At 71.4% G+C, this 17,828-nt stretch carries 16 protein-coding genes; 7 read left to right on the top strand and 9 right to left on the bottom strand.

The window, feature by feature from the left end; translation table 11 throughout:
• Positions 1 to 12: 12 nt before the first annotated feature.
• Positions 13 to 339, bottom strand: a complete 327-nt coding sequence (locus tag BFF78_RS29795) for a nuclear transport factor 2 family protein (protein WP_069781231.1) — start codon at positions 337 to 339, stop codon at positions 13 to 15.
• Positions 340 to 475: 136 nt separating this feature from the next.
• Between BFF78_RS29795 and BFF78_RS29790 the strand changes: the two genes are divergently transcribed.
• Together BFF78_RS29790 and BFF78_RS29785 are read left to right on the top strand one after the other, a co-directional pair.
• Entirely contained in the window at positions 476 to 1,030 is a 555-nt protein-coding gene (locus tag BFF78_RS29790; protein WP_069783895.1) for a DoxX family protein, read from the top strand.
• Between the two features lie 66 nt (positions 1,031 to 1,096).
• Positions 1,097 to 1,456, top strand: coding sequence for a MazG-like family protein (locus BFF78_RS29785; RefSeq protein ID WP_069781230.1), 360 nt, complete (start codon positions 1,097 to 1,099; stop codon positions 1,454 to 1,456).
• 68 nt (positions 1,457 to 1,524) lie between these two features.
• Here the strand turns inward: BFF78_RS29785 and BFF78_RS29780 are convergent, their stop codons facing one another.
• From BFF78_RS29780 to BFF78_RS29760, 5 genes are read right to left on the bottom strand one after another with little or no spacing between them, the layout of a single operon-like run.
• Complete coding sequence (locus tag BFF78_RS29780; protein ID WP_069781229.1) at positions 1,525 to 2,403, bottom strand: DUF6282 family protein; 879 nt, start codon at positions 2,401 to 2,403, stop codon at positions 1,525 to 1,527.
• The gene (locus tag BFF78_RS49540; protein ID WP_069781228.1) at positions 2,390 to 3,094 is read right to left on the bottom strand and encodes an RraA family protein; all 705 of its coding nucleotides are present in this window, start codon (positions 3,092 to 3,094) and stop codon (positions 2,390 to 2,392) included. The genes BFF78_RS29780 and BFF78_RS49540 overlap by 14 nt, the downstream gene beginning before the upstream one ends.
• Positions 3,091 to 5,295: an isocitrate/isopropylmalate family dehydrogenase gene (locus tag BFF78_RS29770; RefSeq protein WP_069781227.1), complete on the bottom strand. Its 2,205-nt coding sequence runs from the start codon at positions 5,293 to 5,295 to the stop codon at positions 3,091 to 3,093. The genes BFF78_RS49540 and BFF78_RS29770 overlap by 4 nt, the downstream gene beginning before the upstream one ends.
• Entirely contained in the window at positions 5,292 to 6,101 is an 810-nt protein-coding gene (locus BFF78_RS29765; RefSeq protein WP_079161533.1) for an alpha/beta fold hydrolase, read from the bottom strand. Before BFF78_RS29765 ends, BFF78_RS29770 begins: the two co-directional genes overlap by 4 nt.
• The gene (locus BFF78_RS29760) at positions 6,098 to 7,033 is read right to left on the bottom strand and encodes a beta/alpha barrel domain-containing protein (RefSeq protein WP_069781226.1); all 936 of its coding nucleotides are present in this window, start codon (positions 7,031 to 7,033) and stop codon (positions 6,098 to 6,100) included. Before BFF78_RS29760 ends, BFF78_RS29765 begins: the two co-directional genes overlap by 4 nt.
• Before the next feature lie 833 nt (positions 7,034 to 7,866).
• Here BFF78_RS29760 and BFF78_RS29755 point away from each other — a divergent pair.
• From BFF78_RS29755 to BFF78_RS29735, 5 genes are read left to right on the top strand one after another with little or no spacing between them, the layout of a single operon-like run.
• Positions 7,867 to 8,829, top strand: coding sequence for a 2OG-Fe dioxygenase family protein (locus BFF78_RS29755; protein ID WP_227025969.1), 963 nt, complete (start codon positions 7,867 to 7,869; stop codon positions 8,827 to 8,829).
• Between the two features lie 43 nt (positions 8,830 to 8,872).
• Positions 8,873 to 10,435 (top strand): class I tRNA ligase family protein, encoded by a 1,563-nt coding sequence (locus BFF78_RS29750; RefSeq protein ID WP_069781224.1) that lies wholly within the window; start codon positions 8,873 to 8,875, stop codon positions 10,433 to 10,435.
• On the top strand, positions 10,428 to 11,771 hold the full coding sequence (locus BFF78_RS29745) for a lysine N(6)-hydroxylase/L-ornithine N(5)-oxygenase family protein (RefSeq protein WP_069781223.1): 1,344 nt from the start codon (positions 10,428 to 10,430) through the stop codon (positions 11,769 to 11,771). The genes BFF78_RS29750 and BFF78_RS29745 overlap by 8 nt, the downstream gene beginning before the upstream one ends.
• Positions 11,768 to 14,053: a WD40 repeat domain-containing protein gene (locus tag BFF78_RS29740; RefSeq protein WP_069781222.1), complete on the top strand. Its 2,286-nt coding sequence runs from the start codon at positions 11,768 to 11,770 to the stop codon at positions 14,051 to 14,053. The genes BFF78_RS29745 and BFF78_RS29740 overlap by 4 nt, the downstream gene beginning before the upstream one ends.
• Positions 14,050 to 14,988: a DMT family transporter gene (locus BFF78_RS29735; RefSeq protein WP_159033082.1), complete on the top strand. Its 939-nt coding sequence runs from the start codon at positions 14,050 to 14,052 to the stop codon at positions 14,986 to 14,988. Before BFF78_RS29740 ends, BFF78_RS29735 begins: the two co-directional genes overlap by 4 nt.
• A 59-nt stretch (positions 14,989 to 15,047) precedes the next feature.
• Here BFF78_RS29735 and BFF78_RS29730 read toward each other — a convergent pair whose 3' ends face one another.
• From BFF78_RS29730 to BFF78_RS29720, 3 genes are all read right to left on the bottom strand, one after another.
• The gene (locus BFF78_RS29730) at positions 15,048 to 15,962 is read right to left on the bottom strand and encodes a LysR family transcriptional regulator (protein WP_069781221.1); all 915 of its coding nucleotides are present in this window, start codon (positions 15,960 to 15,962) and stop codon (positions 15,048 to 15,050) included.
• 184 nt (positions 15,963 to 16,146) lie between these two features.
• On the bottom strand, positions 16,147 to 17,430 hold the full coding sequence (locus tag BFF78_RS29725; protein WP_069781220.1) for a multidrug effflux MFS transporter: 1,284 nt from the start codon (positions 17,428 to 17,430) through the stop codon (positions 16,147 to 16,149).
• A 199-nt stretch (positions 17,431 to 17,629) separates the two neighbouring features.
• Complete coding sequence (locus BFF78_RS29720; RefSeq protein ID WP_031050342.1) at positions 17,630 to 17,827, bottom strand: tautomerase family protein; 198 nt, start codon at positions 17,825 to 17,827, stop codon at positions 17,630 to 17,632.
• Between the last annotated feature and the right edge of the window lies 1 nt (position 17,828).

Genomic DNA, 17,828 nt, shown 5'->3' with positions numbered 1-17,828 from the left:
CCCGGGCGCTCCTTATGCCTGTCCGGTCTCGAAGCGGGAGATCCGTCCGTCGTCCGCGACGGTGAAGGTCCACCGGGTGCGCATCTCGCCCCAGGTGTCGTTGCGGTAGCGGGCCAGCAGGGCCCGGCCGCCGGAGGACTCCTTGTCGACCTCCATATGGCCGTGGGAGGAGAAGATCTCCTCATCGATCCACTCGGCGAGGTCACGGTCGGAGCCGTCGTCGGACATGGTCGCGCCGGGGGCGAGGAGCGCCATGAAGCCCTCGCGGTCATGGGAGTTGACGGCGTTGACGAAGGCCCGGACGGCCGGGTCGCTGAGTCTGGCTGGCTGAATCGTCATGGCGTCAGGCTCACACCGCCGCGCCTCACCCGCCACCCGAACGCCCGCCAGGACGGGCTCACGGGTGTCACAGCTGCGACGGTGGATGCGCGGGAGGAACCCGTCCATGTGTCCGCCCCTCTGCGTGGGAGTCACCGTGAGCTGTTACGACCGACGTGATCTGGGACTGCTGCTGCTCCGGCTGGGGACCGGCGGGGTGCTGGCCGCGCACGGCGCGCAGAAGCTGTTCGGCTGGTTCGGCGGGCACGGTCTGGAGGGCACCGGCCAGTTCATGGAGTCCGTCGGCTACGCACCCGGCAGGGCGAGTGCGACGGCGGCGGGCCTCGCGGAGGCGGGTGGCGGCGCCCTGCTCGCCCTGGGCCTGGCGACCCCGGCGGCGGGCGCGGCGGCGGCCGGGGCGATGGCGGGGGCGTCGGCGGTCCACGCGCCCAGCGGCTTCTTCGCCCAGGAGGGCGGCTACGAGCACGCGGCGAGCCTGGGCCTCGCGGCGACGGGCCTCGCGATCGCGGGCCCGGGCCGCCTCTCCCTGGACCACGCCCTCGGCCATGTCTTCGACCGCGGCTGGATGGTGCCGCTGGCCCTGGGGGTCACGGCGGCGGCCACGGCGGTGGTGATCGGGGCCCGCAACCAGCGGGTCCGCGCCAAGGTGGAGGGTGAGCAGGAGGTGTTGTTCGAGGAGTTCGAGGAGTAGCCGGCGTTTCCCCGCGGTCTGCCGGGCGTTGGTGGCGGCTCTCGGGCGCGTGGCAGGCTGCGGGGCATGACCGATCAGGACACCGCCGCCATCACGGACACCGCCGACGCCCCCGACGCCCTCTGGCCGGCCGTCGACGAGATCTGGGCCCGCCTGGAGGCCACCCGCAAACACCCCGGCACCGAGGGCCTCCTCCTGCGCGTCCTGAAGCTCTCGGAGGAGGTCGGTGAGGTCGCCGAGGCGATCATCGGCACGACCGGCCAGAACCCCCGCAAGGGCGTCACCCACACCTGGGAGGACGTACAGGCGGAACTGTGCGACGTGGTGATCACGGCCCTGGTGGCGCTGCGCACGCTGACACCTGAGGCGCGGGAGGTGTTCGAGGGGCATCTGGACCGGGTGACACGGCGCTCCCGGGGTGCGTGAGACGGCGACCGGGCGGGCCCGGATGCCGGGCCCGCCCGGGGCGGTGGCACGCGGTCACGCCCGCCGGCTCACACGCCGAGCATCCTCAGCGGCGCGTCCCGGACGATCTCGGTGATCCGCGCCTCGTCCAGGCCCGCCTTCGCGAACCAGTCCCGGCTGCTCGTCCGCCACTCCTCGATGTCCATCTGGGAGGTCTGCCCCAGGTCGGAGCTGTAGACCACCCGCGGGACCCGGGCGAGGACGGCGGAGAAGTCGTCCCAGTCCTGGTAGCCCAGCAGGTACGTGAGTGCGGTCTGCTCGGTCCAGACCTGCTGCGCCGACGCGATGTCGAGAAGGTCGGAGCAGGTCAGGCCGGTCATCGGGTTGGCCGGCTGGTTGAGCATCAGACGTACGTCGAGCCGCACCGCTTCCTCGGCCAGCAGCCGTACCTCGTGTCCGTCGGCGTGGCCGGTGGAGATCACGAGCGGCAGGTCCCGGGCCATGCGCAGGATCTCGCGCACCTCGGGGCGGAGCGTGCCGTCCTCGTCCGTGACGGTGAGCGGGCGCAGGCCCTCCCGGGCCAGCAGCGGGTGGGCCGGGGTACGGGCCAGACGGCTCTTGTGGGCGCGCCCGGTGGCCGTGGGGAGGTGGACTATGAGCCGCAGACCGCTGTCGTCCCCGTGCTGGATCACCGCCTGCTCGACCACGCGGGGATCCAGGCCGCCCGCGATGTCGTTGAGCACGATCGACCCCGAGACGGGCAGGCCCTGCCGGCGGGCCTCCCACGCCTGGGCCGCGGTGGATCCCAGGTGGTTCTTCAGGACCACCCAACCGCCGAGCCCGGCGTAAGTGGCCCCGGCCGAGGCCGCGGTGTGCCGTCGTACGTAGGCGTCGGGGCCGACGTGGTAGTGGACGTCGACGAACCCGGCCTGTGCCGGGGTGGCCGGCCGGGGGTCAGTGGGCGTCATCGTGCCCCTCGTCCTCCCAGGGGCGGGCGTAGCCGAAGCGGGCCCGGGCCTCGTCCAGCCGGGTGCCCTCCAGGGCGGCCTCCCGGATGCGCCGTTCCGTGCGCTCGACCGCCTCGGCCCGGCGGACGACCTCCTCGACGAGGCCGGCGGGGATGCGCAGCGCGCCGTTGTCGTCGGCGAAGACCAGGTCGCCGGGGTCGACGACGGTGCCGGCGATGTCCAGGGCGGTGCCGGTGCGGTCCAGCACCACCCGGTTCTTGCCGCTGACCATGGTGACGGCCGAGCTGAACAGCGGGTATCCGGCCTCGCGGGTCTCGCGCACATCACGGACGGCGCCGTGTACGACGGTGCCCGCGACCCCCCGGCGCAGCGCCACGGAGGTCAGCAGGGAGCCCCAGTTGGTGCAGGCGCCGGTGCCGCCGTTGTCGACGACCACCACGGCGCCGGGCGGTACGTCGTCGATGTAGTTGGCGGCGTTGTGGAAGGCGCCGTCCTCCTCGAGGGTCCGGTAGCGCACGGTGAACGCCGGGCCGAACGCCACGGTGCCCGGAACGCGTGCCGCGATGCCCGGCAGCACGCAGGGCGCCGCCCGCAGGCTGTCCATCGCGTCGGACAGGGCGGCGGTGTCCAGCCGGGCCAGGCGGGCGCGCAGGGCGCCGTCCAGGAAGGGGCCGGCGGGTGCGGTGGTCATGCGGTCTCCTCCACGAGGCGGCGGGCGAGGGTCCAGGCGGCGAACTGGCAGGCATACGCGACGACTTCGGGGCCGCGGTTGGGGACGGTCAGTTCACCGGTGTGCTCCTGTCCGCGGTCGTTCAGGGTGCACAGGAGGCGGACGGTGCCGGTGTGGTCCTGCGGGCCGCCGCCGTCCCAGCTCGCGTCGAGCGTCACGGAGAGGTGGCCGGATGCGGTCCCGGCCTGCGCCGGGCGCCGTTCGGCGGCCAGCTCGGCGGCGAACCGGCCGCCGGTGACACGGTCGTCCGCCGCCAGGGCCAGGCCGCGGGCGTCGAGCAGCTCGGCCAGTTCCTGGACGGCGGTGCGCTCCCGGCTGGTGACCACATACGCCCCGAGCGCGTCGTCCAGCCGCTTGGCGAGCTCCGCGGCGCTGTCGGGCGGGCAGTCGATCCGGACGTCCACGTACGGGTAGTGCCAGCGGTAGGCGGGCTTGACGTGCAGCCCCAGGTCCCGGACGAGGGCGTCCACCGCGGCGGCGGCGTCCGCCTCGATGACGCCGAGGGTGCGGCGGAACACCGTGCTGACGGGCTCCGGTTCGGGCAGGTGAGGCAGGCCGCTCTGCAGTACGGCGTCGAGCATCGGCAGGCACTCGCGCGGCGGGCCGGGGAGCATCACCACGGTGGTGCCCTGGATGCCGAGGCGGCAGCCCCAGGCGGTGCCGCCCGTGTTGGGCAGCAGGTCCGCGCCCTGCGGGAACTGCGCCTGGCGGCGGTTGTCGTCGTGGACGGCGACCCCGAAGCGGGTGAGCCGCTCGACGACCCCCTGCCAGGCCTCCTCGCGGTGCTCCAGCGGCAGGCCGACGGCGCGGGCGACACCGGTCCGGGTCACGTCGTCCGAGGTGGGGCCGAGGCCGCCGATGACCACGACCACGTCGTCCCGGCCGATGGAGGCGCGCACGGCGTCCGCGATCGCCGCCTCGTCGTCACCGACGGTGTGCCGGATCCGGACCGGCACACCGCGCGCGGCGAGCCTGCGGGACGCCTCACCGGCGTTGGTGTCCTCCAGGGCGGCGCGCAGCAGTTCGTCCCCGACGGTGACGACGGCGGCGCTGTGGGCGCGCGGTACGGCACGGCAGGCGTCCAGCACGGACGCGGCGCACTCGGTGGTGGTCGCGCTGCCGCCGAGGTCGTACGTCACCCGGTCGCGGCGGCGGGTGACGTGCGAGACCGCGCCCCGCACCTCGTCCGCGGCCTCGCCGAACCCGAGGTGTTCCAGGAGCAGGCCGATGGTGAGGAAGGCGGCGAGCGGGTTGGCCCGGCCGGTGCCGGCGAGGGCGGGGGCGCTGCCGTGCACCGGCTCGAAGTAGTTGCCGTTCTCCCCGATGTTGGCGCTGGGCGCGAGGCCGAGTCCGCCCATCACGCCGCCGCCGAGGTCGGAGAGGATGTCGCCGAACATGTTCTCGGCGACGACGACCCCGAACCGCTCCGGCCGCCGGGCCATCCACAGCGCGACGGCGTCCACGTTGAGGATCTCGTACTCGATCTCCGGGTAGTCCGCCGCGATCTCCTCCAGCCGCTCGCGGGCGTACGCGCTGCTGTGCCGCAGGACGTTCGGTTTGTCGGCGAGGGTGACGCGGGGGTGCCCGTGGGCCCGGGCGTGCTCGAAGGCGAAGCGCAGGATCCGGTCGAGGCCGTGCCGGGTGAGCATCCGCACGCTGGCCGTGGTGCCGTCGGGGCCGCTCAGGCGGGCGTTGGGGTGGCCGGCGACGAGCGGCCACAGTTCCTCGGGCACCCGGTCCCAGTCGAGTCCGGCGTAGAGGCCCTCGGTGTTCTCGCGTACGACGCAGAAGCGGTACGGGGTGCCGCCGAGGTAGCTCTCGACCGGCCGGAGGTTGGCGAACAAATCGAGGCGCTGGCGGAGTTGGATGATGGGGGAGACATAGCGCGGGGCCCGCTCGCGCAGGTGCGGTTCGAGGTCGGTGAGGGCCTCGCGCCCAGGCTTGCTGGTGGTGGCTCCGAGCAGGACGGCGTCACTGCGGCCGATCAGGTCCCAGGTGCGCTGCGGTACCGGGTCGCCCTCGGTGCGCCAGAACTCCCACCCGATGTCCCCGTGTTCCAGGGTGATGGGCAGGCCGAGGGCGTCGATCACCGGGAGGGCCGCATCGAGTACCTCGGGGCCGATGCCATCGCCTGGAAGGACTGCGACGGTCTTGCTGCTCATGTGTCCTCTTCGTTGACGGGTGGTGCCAGGAAAGCGGCGATGGCCCGCCGGGTGGCTTCCGGCTGGTCGGCGTGGGGGCGCATGCCCGCGCGCGGGATGCCGACGCGGGCGTGCCCGGGGCCGGTGGCGAGGTGGTGGTGCTGGACGAGGTGGGACTCGGTGCCGTAGACGTGCAGCAGCCGCCCGGGGAAGGCCTCCACGGCGCGGCGGGCGTCGGCGCGGCGCAGCAGGCGCAGTCCGGTGGCCAGGCGCCATCCGCGCAGCGGGTCGTCGTCGAGGTGGGGGTGGTCCGCGCGGGCGGGCACGGGTCCCGCCGGGCCGCGTACCACCTCTTCGAGCAGGCGCAGTGCGGTCGCGGTGCCGTGCGTGGTCACGGCGGCGGCGATGCGTTCCAGGGTGGCGTCGAGCAGCCCGTCGGCCACCGTGGGGGCGGAGAGCAGGACGACGCGGGCCCGATGGGTCCACGGCCGGCCGAGGAGCTGCTGGACGACGGCGCCGCCCAGGGCGTTGCCCACGAGCAGATCGGGCTGCTCGGCGCGGAGGATCTCCGCCCAGCGGCCGGCGAGCGCCGCGAGGTCGTCGCCCTCGCGCAGCAGCGACAGGGTGTCGTACACCGTCACCCGGTGGCCGGACGTCAGTGCCCCGGCGACGGGTCCGAGGAAGGCCCCGTGGTCCCACTGGGCCATGACGGGGGCGAGTACGCACGCGGTGCGGGGTGCCCGCGCGTCGCCCAGGTCTACGGCGACCGGGGCCGGTGCCGACGCGCTGGTGTGCGTCGGCACCGGTGTCGCGGACTGCGAGGTCACGCCGCTACCACCGCGGAGGTGAGCTCGCGCGCGGCGCTGAAGGTCGCACCGATGTGGTCCACGGGCAGCTTGCCGCGCTCCTCCACGGAGAGGTCGAAGTGGCCGAGGACCAGGTCGGGCAGCGGCAGCGAGGGCTTGGCCTCGGCGATCTCGGACTCCATGCGGTGCGCGAGCGTGAGGATCCGGCCGAGGTCGTAGCGGTCGGCCCGGCCGGCGCGCCCGAGGTAGGCCAGCCACTGCTCGGTGATCAGGTTGCCGGGGCCCTTGCCCATGCCGAGGACCGAGGAGTCGATCCAGGTGGCGCCCGCGTCGACGGCCGCGATGGAGTTGGCCAGGGCCAGGCCCAGGTTGTTGTGCGCGTGCAGGCCGATGGCGGCGTCGGTCACCGAACGCACCAGGGTGACCAGGCGGGAGACCTCGTCCGGCAGCAGGCTGCCGTTGGAGTCGGCCAGGTAGATGACGTCCGCGCCGGCGTCCTCGGACAGTGCGGCGAGTTCCACGAGCCGCCGCCGGTCGAGCTGGCTGACGCGGGTGATGTTGACGGTGGTGGTGAAGCCGATGTCGGCCGCCTTGCGCAGCATGGTGAGCCCCGGCTCGGGCGTCTTGGACGGCAGGCAGAACCGCACGAGCCGCACGCCCGCGTCGAACATCCGGGTGAGGTCGTCGTCCTCGATGTTCTTCGGGTGCAGGATCATGCAGATGCGCTCGGGTGGTATGACCTCGGCCATGGCCCGTATGTAGTCGTCGGCGCCCACGCCCGTCAGCCCCACGCCCGGCTTGGGCTGGAAGGATCCCTTGCGGTACCCGATCTCCACCCACTCGACGCCGGCCGCCACGCTCTCACTGGCGTGGTGCACGGCGTAGTCGAGCGAGAAGTCGAAGTTGTTCCGGTAGCCCCCGTCCCGCAGCGTCACATCGAGATTGGTGACCATGTCTCCTCCGTTGAGTGATCCGAGGTGGCGGCGGTGAGGACGAGGGGTGCTCGGCGTTGAGCACTCGGCCGCGGTCGATGGTTTGCATCGTGAACCGCGACGAAAAACCGGTGCCAGACTGACACTGATGATGAGTTCCCCCGTGCCCCGTTGCCTTGGTCGTGCTTCAACGGGCCCGTGTGACACAACGGAATATTTCCGAATGGAAATACCGTTGGACGGACCCGGAGTTCTCGGTGGTGCACCGATTACGCAATCGCAGCGCTAACCCGCGACCCCCGAAGGCGTTATGAACGCTATCCTCGCCCGCATCGGCGGCGCAAGTCTCGCTTGTTTACAAGCATATGAACTCGGGTAGCCTGCTTTTCGACCGAAGGCGGCACGGCTGCGCCACCATTCTCCTGGCCTTAACCGTGAAGACACTGACCTGCATAACTCCACCCGGTCCCCCCGTGTGTCCCCGTCTGCCGCGAAAGCGCCCTGGTCAAGACTTCAATCAAGACTGCCGGCGCAGAGCGATCCTCTCACGCTCGTACTGCATTCACGGCAGGAATGTACGACCCTCGGCCCCGGGTGCGGGCCTGCTGGACGCGTGAGCGGCATGACTGTCTTCCGATCGGGCATGACGAGCTACGGGGCGCTCCGCGCCGCTGCCGCGGAGCGCTCCTCCGACACCAAGTCCAGCACCGATGGCCGGGCTGTCCAAGACCCGATCCGATCTGGCTGCCATCATGATTGGTGATGAGCCGAGCGCCGGCGACACGCCGCGCCCCAAGCCCCCGCGGATCCGGCCATTCTGACCGGAATTCATCCTTGCACCCGCCCAGATGTAAATGCAACGATCAACGAAAGCGGTGATCTCCGGGAGATTTACCGCACTCGTTTCCTGGCCACGTCTTGATCATCCAACGGATTTGATCGGCGTGTCGGCCGAAGAGAGCCGACCAGCCATGTCGAACGACGACAGAATCGCAGACCCTGCACTGAACCAGAACGGGGAAAACATGGGAACCGTGGCGACTCCTGTCCTTTCACGTCTCCTTGCGGACGGCTTCACCCGTTACTCCAGCGAATCCTTCTTAAGCCGCGTCGAGCACGACGACCCGGGCATGCTTCTCAAGAAACTGTCGGACGCTTTCACCGAACTGCCGGCCGACCCGTACGGCCGGGACGCGAACCGATACCGCCGGTACGGCCGCGCTGTGTACGTTCCGTGGGAACACACGCTGATGTGGACGCCTCCGGTCGATGATCCGGCCGCCGGGCCGGTGACCGTCTACTACCAGGGCACGCACAACCCCGAGCACGCCGGCGAGCACCGCCGCTTCGCCGCCGTTCCGGCCGAAGTCCAGGCGAACGAACTGCTGCGTCAGATCATTCTCTTCGACGCCGCCGAGGCCGCCCAGTCGGAGGAACTCCGCACGGGCCTTGTGCATGTCGGCGTCCACTTCGTGAAGCTTGCCGTCGACACCGCCGAGGACGAAGCCGTGTCCTCGCCGAACGAACTCCACCAGGACGGCGAGCCGTTCACCTTCGCACACCTGATCAGCCGTGACAACGTTACCGGCGGGGTGAACGTGATCGCTCCACCCCGGTGCGCGGGCCTGCGCCCCGACGAGGTGGCCGGCGAACTGCTGCAGGCGCAGTTCACGCTCGAAAGCCCCCTGGACTCCTACGCGGTCCACGACCCGCAGGTCAGCCACTACGTCAGCCCCGTCCGGCGCGGCCCCGAGTCCCGTCGCGGGGAACGCTGCGTCCTGCTGGTCGACTTCACCCCTTACGTGCCGCAGATCTGAGTGATCCGCCGTTCTCCTGCCCGCACTCCCGAAAGGAAGCCCGGTGTCCACCACACCATCGGCGAAGCGGTACCTGATCGTCCCCATGCACCCGACACCCAATGGCCGTATGCACATCGGTCATGCCGCGGGCGCCTACCTGCGCGGCGATGTGATCGCCCGGCACTTACGCCGTGAAGGCCACGACGTCTCGGTGATCAGCGGCACCGACGCGTACGAGAACTGGATCCAGCTGGAGGCGCTGACCGCGCACCGCAGTCCGGCGGAGACCTGCTGGCGTTACCACTCACTGATCGGAGACGACCTGCGCAGTCTCGGTGTCGAGCTCGATCAGTGGGTCTCACCGCTGGACGAGAATCACACCGGCCCGTACCGCGAAGTCCACGAAGGGCTTCTGAGGACGCTGGCCGCCCGGGGCACCGCGAAGAAGATCGCTGACCCGGTTCCCCGCTCCAAGGACTCCGGCCGTTACGTCATCGGCGTCTGGCTGCAGGGCACGTGCCCGCACTGCCGTACCCCGGGCGGGGGAAACGCCTGCGAGGAGTGCGGCTACCACTACCAGCCCTCGGAGATCCTTCAGCCCCGGTCCCGGCTCGACGAAGGCCCGCTGGTGTGGCAGGAGTTCGACAGCTGGTACCTCAGCCCGCCGAACGTCGAGGAGATCATCGACAGGATCCGGTCGGCCGACGTGGCCGGTGACTTCGCCGACATCGCCGTCGCGTATCTGCGGCAGACCGGGGGACGGGTACGGCTGTCCCAGCCGGGCGACTGGGGTATCGAGAGCGAGCTGGCGGGACCGGACGGCGTACTGAGCAACCCCTACTTCGGGTTCAGCCTGTACTGCGGTGAGCTGTACCGCGGGCTCCGCAACGCCGCGGTCAACCCCTTCCACCGGGAGTCCGACGTGACCACCGTCGGCCTGTTCGGGATCGACAACGCCGTGGGCGGGGTGGGCGCGAGTCACGCCCTCGCCCTCGCCCATGGAGAGCTGAAGCCGTTCGACCACATGGTGACGAACTACTTCCTCAACTTCGAGGGGGAGAAGGTCTCCACCAGCCGCAAGCACGGCATCTGGCTGAACGAGCTCCTCTCACGGACGTCGGCGACCGCCGACGAACTCCGCTACCACCTCAGCCACATCGCTCTGGAGAAGGGCAGCGGGAACTTCACCGCGGACGGCTTCGCCGAGTCCGTCAACCGGCTCCGCACCCGTCTGGCGGACCCGCTCCCTGGGCCCGCCTCCGGCGAGGTCCCCGGCGAGGAAACCGAACGGATCGTCCGTACCGTCGCCGAGCAGGGGCGGCATCTGCAGCCGGGAGCCGCGCTCTGCCTGCCCTCCGCGGTGGCCGTGCTCGACGCATGGCTGGAGGACCGTCCCGCGCGGCCCGGAGCCGGCTGGCTGACCGGACTGGCCCTGCTGGCCGAGCCCTTCATGCCCACGCTCGCGGGGGACCTGTGGGCCGGCCTGGGCCGGCTCGGGCGTCCCAGCCTGCCCGCGCTCGGCCGCGACACCATCGGCGGGCGCGGCGCCTGGCCCGCACCCCCCGCCCCCCTGACCGCACAGGAACTGGCCGGCGTCAGCCACGTGAGGAGCGCCCATGTCTGAGCCCCAGACAGCAGTCGACCCCGTCGAGGAACTCGATGTCCTGGGCATCGGCGTGGGACCGTTCAACCTGAGTACGGCCGCCCTGCTGACCAAGGCCGACGACCTCACCGCACGGTTCCTCGACCGCAAGGAGGACTTCAGCTGGCATCCGGGACTGCTCTTCCGCGACGCCACCCTGCAGTCGCCCTATCTCAAGGACTGCGTGACGCTCGCCGACCCCACGAGCCCGTACAGCTTCCTGAACTACCTCGCACGGCAGCGCAGGCTGAACCGCTTCATCGTCGCCGACTACCCCAACGTGCGACGGGCGGAGTTCAGTGACTACTTCCGGTGGATCTGCCGCAACCTCGACACCGTCCGGTTCGGCACCGGTGTGCACGGCCTGGACTTCGCCGACGGGGCCTTCCTGGCCGACACCGACGGGGGCCGGTACCGCGCGAAGAACGTGGTGATCGGCGTCGGCCGCGAGCCGTACGTGCCCGAGGGGGCCCGGCAGCATCTGGGCGCCACCGTCTTCCACGGCACGGAGTACCTGCTGCGGGAGCTGGACGTCCAGGGCAGGCGCGTCGCCGTGATCGGGGGCGGCCAGACGGGTGCGGAGATCTTCCACGACCTGATCAGCGACGGTTCGCGGCTGCCGAGCGAGGTCACCTGGGTGACCCGGCGCAGCAACTTCGCCCCCTTCGACGAGTCCCCCTTCGCGAACGAGCTGTACGTCCCCGGCTACACCCGTCACTTCTACGCGCAGCCACTGCAGGAGCGGCAACGGCTGCTGCCCCTGCAGAAGTTGTCCAGTGACGCCATCCTCCAGCCGCTGCTGGAGGACATCCACCGGCGGCTGTACGAGCTCGACTATCTCGAGACACAGCGTCTGCGGCACCGGCTGCTGGTGGACCGCGAGTTCACCAAGGTCTCCCCGGCCGCCTCCGGCTGGCTGGTGCAGATGGAGGGTCCCACCGGCACCGAGGCCGTGGAAGCCGACATCGTGATCCTGGCCACCGGCTTCTCCAACGCCCTCCCGGCGGTCCTCGACCAGTTGCGCCACCGTCTGTCGCTGGGCGAGGACGGCCAGGTGGAGGTCAACGAGGACTTCTCGCTGCGCTGGGACGGTCCGCCGGACAACCGCCTCTTCGTCCACAACATGGCCCTGCACAGCCATGGCTGGATCGACCCCAACTTCGCCGGCATGGCCTGGCGCAGCGCGGTGATCGTCAACAGTCTGGCCGGCCGCTATCTCTACGACGTCGACGTCGACGGAACGACGGTGGACTGGGGCGGCAAGACGACGACCTCGCACGAACTGCCGCAGACGGTCCGCACCGAGGCTGGTCTATGACCGGGCAGCTCCACCGGGCGGCCCCGCCGGCGATCACCGGCTGGGCCGCCCACCCCACTGGCCTGTGCGCTCTGGCGTGGTCCGGGGACGGCCGCCGGCTGGCCACCGGGGGCAACGACGGCCTGATCCATCTGTGGCGGCTCGGCGACGGCACGGCCGAGAAACTGACCACCTTCGCCGGGCACAGCGGATCGGTCCGGTCCTTGGCGTGGACCCCGGACGGCGGACGCCTGGCGTCGGGAGCCGAGGACGGCGTGGTGGCGGTGTGGGACACCACCACGGGCGAGCGGGTGGCGACACCGCAGCGGGGCCGGCGGTGGGTCAACGCCGTCGCCTGGTCCCCGGACGGCCGGTTGCTGGCGGCGGCCGGCGGTGACCGCCGCACGATGGTCACCGACCAGCTGGGCCGTCCGGTGACCGCACCGCTGGCCAGCCCGTACGGGGTGCTGCTCAGCCTCGTCTGGTCGCCCGACGGCGCCCGCCTGGCCGCGACCTGCCGGGGCTCCGCCCTGACGATCTGGGACACCGCCCGGTGGCAGGTCGCCGAGCGGCTGCCCGCGGGCGGCGGGGCGGTCTGGACCGTGTGCTGGTGGCGCGACGGGCTCGCCGTCGGCGACGCGGCCGGCCGGCTCCGGGTCTGGGACACCGATCCGCTCCGGCCGCGCCTGCTGCTCGGCGCGCACGGCGGCGCGGTCGCCCGGGTCACCGTCAACCACACCGGCAGCGTGCTCGCCACGCTCTCCCACGATCAGACCATCGGCGTGTGGGACGCCCGCACCGGACGGCCGCTGTGGCGCGTGCAGGACGCCTATCCCGGATGGACCGGCTGCCTGGAGGCCGCACCCACCGCGGATCTCCTCGCGGGCACCGACACCAGCGGCCGGGAGGTGCGCATCTGGCCGCTGTCCGGGCCCGGCCCCCGCTGCGAGCCGGCCGGCACGCCCGTGGCCGAGGAGCTACGGCATGCCATCCGGGACGCGGACAGCCACGGCCGGGGGTACGTCGCACTCCACGACGTCGCCCACCTCGTCGCCGATCGCTGGCCGGCCTTGCGCAAACCGGAAGGCTGGGCACGCGCGGCCGTCGAGCGGGGGGCGGCCACGGGCGACCTCGCCCTCCTCGGCGGGCGTGTGGCCGCAACCGGCGCCCGTGCCCTGGCCGATGCGGCCACAGCCACGATCCGCGAGGCCGCGGCGACCGGTGAGCGCACCGTGAACCTGCGCCGGGACCCGTCCCTGCCGTCGCCCGGCACGGCGCTGGCCGGCGGGCTGCTCGTGCAGACGAGCCGGGCGTGGATCGACGCCACCGAGCGGCCCTGGATCCTGCACAGCCCCGAGGCGCTGCCGCAAGCCGGACCCGCCCGTGACGGCTCCGGCAGCCGTCCGGCCATCGAACTGCGGTGGGGGCGCGAGGTCGCCACCACGGCGGCGCAGGTGTTCTGCCACCTCGTCAACACCACGTTGTTCCGGCACTGGTCGGCCACCCGGGAGGCACTGACCGCGGCCACCGACGAACGGCACCGGGTCTGGGTCGAAGCCGGACGCGACGGCCGGGAGGGGCTGACCGTACGCGTGGCCGCCGACACCGAGACGCACCGGGAACTGCTCGCCGAACTGCTCGTCGCGCGCATCACACGCGAGAACCCCGGCGCGGACCGGCCCGCGCGCGGGACGGCCACCGTCACCGGCTGGACACCGGACCGGTTCCACCGCTGGGACCCGGCGGCCACCGGCGCGTGGGCGCTCGGCGAGGCGGACCTGCCGGACCGGCTCGACGACCGTGTGGCCGTACTCGACGAGCAGATCGACGACGAACGGCTGCGGCAGGAACGGCTGTTGCTCGGCACGGAACTGCCGCTGCCGGACCATGCCGACGTCACCGTCTGGCACCTTGCCCGCGACCGGGACACGGCGAGCGCCCTCGCCGCGCAGCTGGCCGTCCTCGGCCTGCGCGCCGGTCACGACATCGCCGACGCCGCACGGCTGGTGAACGCGAGCGAACGCTCCACGGCGAGCGTCCTGCTGCTCACCGACGCACTGCGGCAGTGGTCCACCAGCCCGCTCGCGGCCCCCTATGCGCAGCTCACCGCACATACCGAGGCGAACGGGCGCCGCATACGATGGCTCCCAGTCATCGTGAACGCCGCCGCACCGCCCGCCGACCTCCCCGACCACTTGCACAGCTTCGACTGGTACCGGCACGAGGGCATCGACCGTGCCGAACGACGACGTCATCTGCACGCCCTGCTCGGCGGCATACTCGTAGACAGGACCCGTTCATGACCGCTGAGCAGACTCCCTGCGCCACCACCGGCACCCGGCCCGCCCGGCAGAACACCCCCGCCGCCCCATCCCTCTGGGTCTGGCTCGCCCTGGGCGTCGCCCTCACCCTGTGGTCGTCCGCGTTCGTCGGGATCAAGGCGATCCTGCACGACTTCAGCCCCGGTCCGATGGCGCTGCTGCGGTTCGCCGTCGCCTCGGTCAGCGTCATCGCGATCTGGGTGGTCACCGCTCGCCGCCGGCTGAGGCTCCCCGCGCTGCGTGATCTGCCGCTGCTCCTGCTGTGCGCCCTGCTGCTGATCGTCATCTACAACCTGGGCGTCAACTACGGCGAGTCGACGGTCAGTCCGGGTACGGCCAGCTTCATCGTCGGCCAGGTTCCCGTGTTCAGCACCATCCTGGCCGCCTTCATGCTGGGCGAGCGGGTGGCGGTGGTCGGCTGGGTGGGCGTCGGCCTCGGCATGGCCGGCACGGTGGCGATGCTCTTCGCCGACCAGGCCGGTCTGCAGATCAACGTCGGCGCGTTCTACGTCCTCGCCGCCGCGATCGCCGAGAGCCTGTATTTCGTGCTGTCCAAGCCGCTGCTCGGGCGCTACTCCTCAACGGAGTTCAACGCCTTCGTGACGGTGCTGGGCACGATGATGATGCTCCCCTATCTGGGCCGGCTCGGCCATGAGGTGGGCGCGGCCTCGGCCGGGAGCATCGCCGTGGTCGTCTACCTGGGTGTGTTCCCCGCGGCCATCGCCTACCTGCTGTGGAACTACGCGATGACGCGGCTCAGTGTCTCCACCACGACCTCGGCGCTGTACGCGCTGCCCGTGATCACCATCGTCGTCTCCCTGGTCCTCCTCCATGCGCTGCCCACCGCTCTGGGGCTGATCGGAGGAGTGGTCTCCCTCATCGGTGCGGCGCTCGTCAACAGCCAACGCTCGCGCTGAACTCCCCGGCGGTTCGAATTCCCGTGGCTGCCTGGCCTTTTCTCCCGAGAAAGCCTCGGTCAGGCAGGCCGGCGGTTTTCTTCCGCGATCTTTCGGCGCACTCGTGCGGCTGTTGCGGTGAGCAGTTCGAGACGCGCCGGGTCGGCGTTTTCCCGCAGGGCGAGAAACATGCGCATGGTGATGGGTTCCCCGTCCAGCGGAAGCAGGGCGATCCGGCGTGAGGAGACGGTGTCGGCCGCCGTCGGGTACATCAGCGTCCAGCCGTCGGCGCCCGCGCCGATCTCGGCGAGGGTGTCCTGGAGCCCGGTGAAGGGCGGGCCGAGGGTGGGTTCGAAGCCCAACTTCCGGCAGGCGGTGACAACGGTGTCGTAGAGCACGGGGTTCTCGCCGCGGGAGGCGATGCGCAACGGCAGTCCGGCGAGGTCGGTGAGGCTCAGGCTCGCGCGTTCGGCCAGCGGGTGCGCGGCGGGCAGCGCCGCCACCAGGGGGTCGTACCAGAGGGTCAGGAGCCGCAGGCCGGGGGCGCTTTCGACGCCGCGGACGAACGCCGCGTCCAGCCGCCCGGCCCGCACCTCCTCCAGCCGGCTGTGGGCATCGAGGGTCTGGAACTCGAAGCGGGTGCCGGACCCGGAGCCGGGCAGTGCGTCCAGGAAGTCGTCCAGCCGCTGCCCGAGGGCGGAGCTGATGCCGACACGGAAGGTGGCCTCGTTCTGGGTGGCCAGCCGCTGGGCCTTGGCGACGAAGGAGTCCAGCGCCTTCAGCAGTTCGCGGCCCTCGGGCAGCAGGGCCTGACCGGCCGGGGTGAGGGTGACGGTACGGCTGGAACGGTCGAACAACTGGGTGCGCAGCTCCCGCTCCAGCCGGCGCACCTGCTGACTGACGGCGGGCTGGCCGATGTGCAGTCGCTCCGCCGCCCTGCCGAAATGCAGCTCTTCCGCGACGGCGACGAAGTACTGAATCTGGCGCAGTTCCACAGGACCCCCCAATCCTCGTACAGGCGACTCCCATGGTTGAACGAAGAAACGTTCACCCATTGCCGAAGAGCGGAATGTACGCCTTCGTAGCCGCCGCAGGGGGAATCCTCGCACATGAGGCAGCGGTGCCCGCAACCCGGGCGGGCCCGCTGCCCCTGTTCACAGCGCCCTCAGTCCGCCGCCACTAGTCCGCCGCCGCGCCTTCCAGATCGGCGGCCGGCGCGTTGTCGCTCCGCATGTGGCCGGTCTTCCGGGGTGGGGCGGCCGTCTGCCGGGCCGCGAGGGAAAGGAACAGGCCGAAGGCGCCGATCCCCAGCGCCGCGGCGGCCAGCACGAACCAGCCGAGGGCGAACAGATCGCCCGCCGGCAGCCGGCTGGAGAGGTAGATGCCCAGCGAGGCGGCCAGCAGCTGGAGCGCGCCCATCAGGCCGGAGGCCGAACCGGCGGTCGACCGGAACGTGGTCACCCCCGCGCTCATCGACAGCGGCAGCAGGAAGCCGTTGCCGAACGTCATCACCGGCATGAAGACCAGCACCAGCAGGCCCCAGCGCCCGCCGGCCCCGCTGAGCCCCAGCCCCAGCATCATCAGGGCCCCGGCGAGGAAGAAGCCGTGGCCCGTCCACAGCAGCCGGTTGACGGACCGCGTGCGGACCAGGGTGCGCGAGGTGAGGTTGCCCGCGACGTACGCGACCGAGACGGTGATGTAGCAGTAGCTGGTGGTCTCGGTGGCCAGCCGCATCTTCTCGAACACCAGCGGGGAGGCCGCCAGGTAGCCGAAGTAACCTCCGTACGCCACGCACAGGTTGACGGTGTAGGCCCAGAACAGCGGGCGGCCCAGCAGCTTCGGGTAGCCCCTGAGCGTGGCGCCCAGGTGCTTGCTGCGCCGCTCCGGCGGCAGGCTCTCGGGGATCGCGGTCACCATCACGACCAGGGTCGCCAGACCGATCAGCGCGGTGACCACGAACGGCGCGCGCCAGGAGACGTACGTGGTCAGGTAGCCGCCGATCAGCGGGGCGACGGACGGGGAGACACCGACGATCGGCATGACCGTGGCGAACATCCGCGCCGCGTCCTTCTCCTCGTACAGGTCACTGATCACCGCCCGGCCGAGCACCATGCCCGAGCCGGCGCCCAGCGCCTGCAGGAGCCGGCCCGCGCCGAACACCTCGACCGTGGGCGCCGCGGCGCACACCAGCGAGGCGAGGACGAACAGGCCGAGCCCGGACACGATGACGCGCTTGCGGCCGTAGGCGTCCGAGATGGGCCCGTAGACCGCCTGCGAAACCGCGATGCCGATCATGAACGCGCTGAACGTCCACTGCACGGACGCGACCGGGGTGTGGAAGGCGTGCGCGGTGGCCGGCACGCCCGGCAGATTGATGTCGGAGGCGAACAGGCCACCCGCGTTCAGCGAGGACAGGACGGCGAGCAACAGCGCGTACGGCGTGCGTGTTGATGCGGTCTTCATGGCACGTGGCAACTTCCTTGGTCAAGGACGAGTCGGTGGTGGACTCAGCCGGCGGACACCGGTGCGATTGCGGAGAGACCACGCGGGGAGGAAGGGAGCCGTTTCCGGGGCGAAACGGGGGATATCCGACCCGGAAACGGCGGCTTGGGGGGAGGGCGGCCCGTCGGCCCGTCCTCGACCGAGGGGCCGGCCCTCGGGTTCAGCGCTTGGCGGCGCGGGCGGCCAGCGTCTCACCGGCGATGGACCAGCTGTCGGTGCCGATCTCCTGCACGGTCACCCACACGCTCTCCGGCTTGCTGCCGGTGGCCTTGACGTACGCGTCGGTCAGCTCACGGACCAACTCGGCCTTCTGCTCGGCGGTCTTGCCGGGGGTCTGCTGCACATGGATGAGAGGCATC

This window comes from Streptomyces fodineus (assembly GCF_001735805.1).
In the GTDB taxonomy this organism is placed as follows: Bacteria; Actinomycetota; Actinomycetes; order Streptomycetales; family Streptomycetaceae; genus Streptomyces; species Streptomyces fodineus.
Note: the sequence above shows the minus strand (reverse complement) of the source record. Positions and strands in the feature narration are given on the sequence as shown.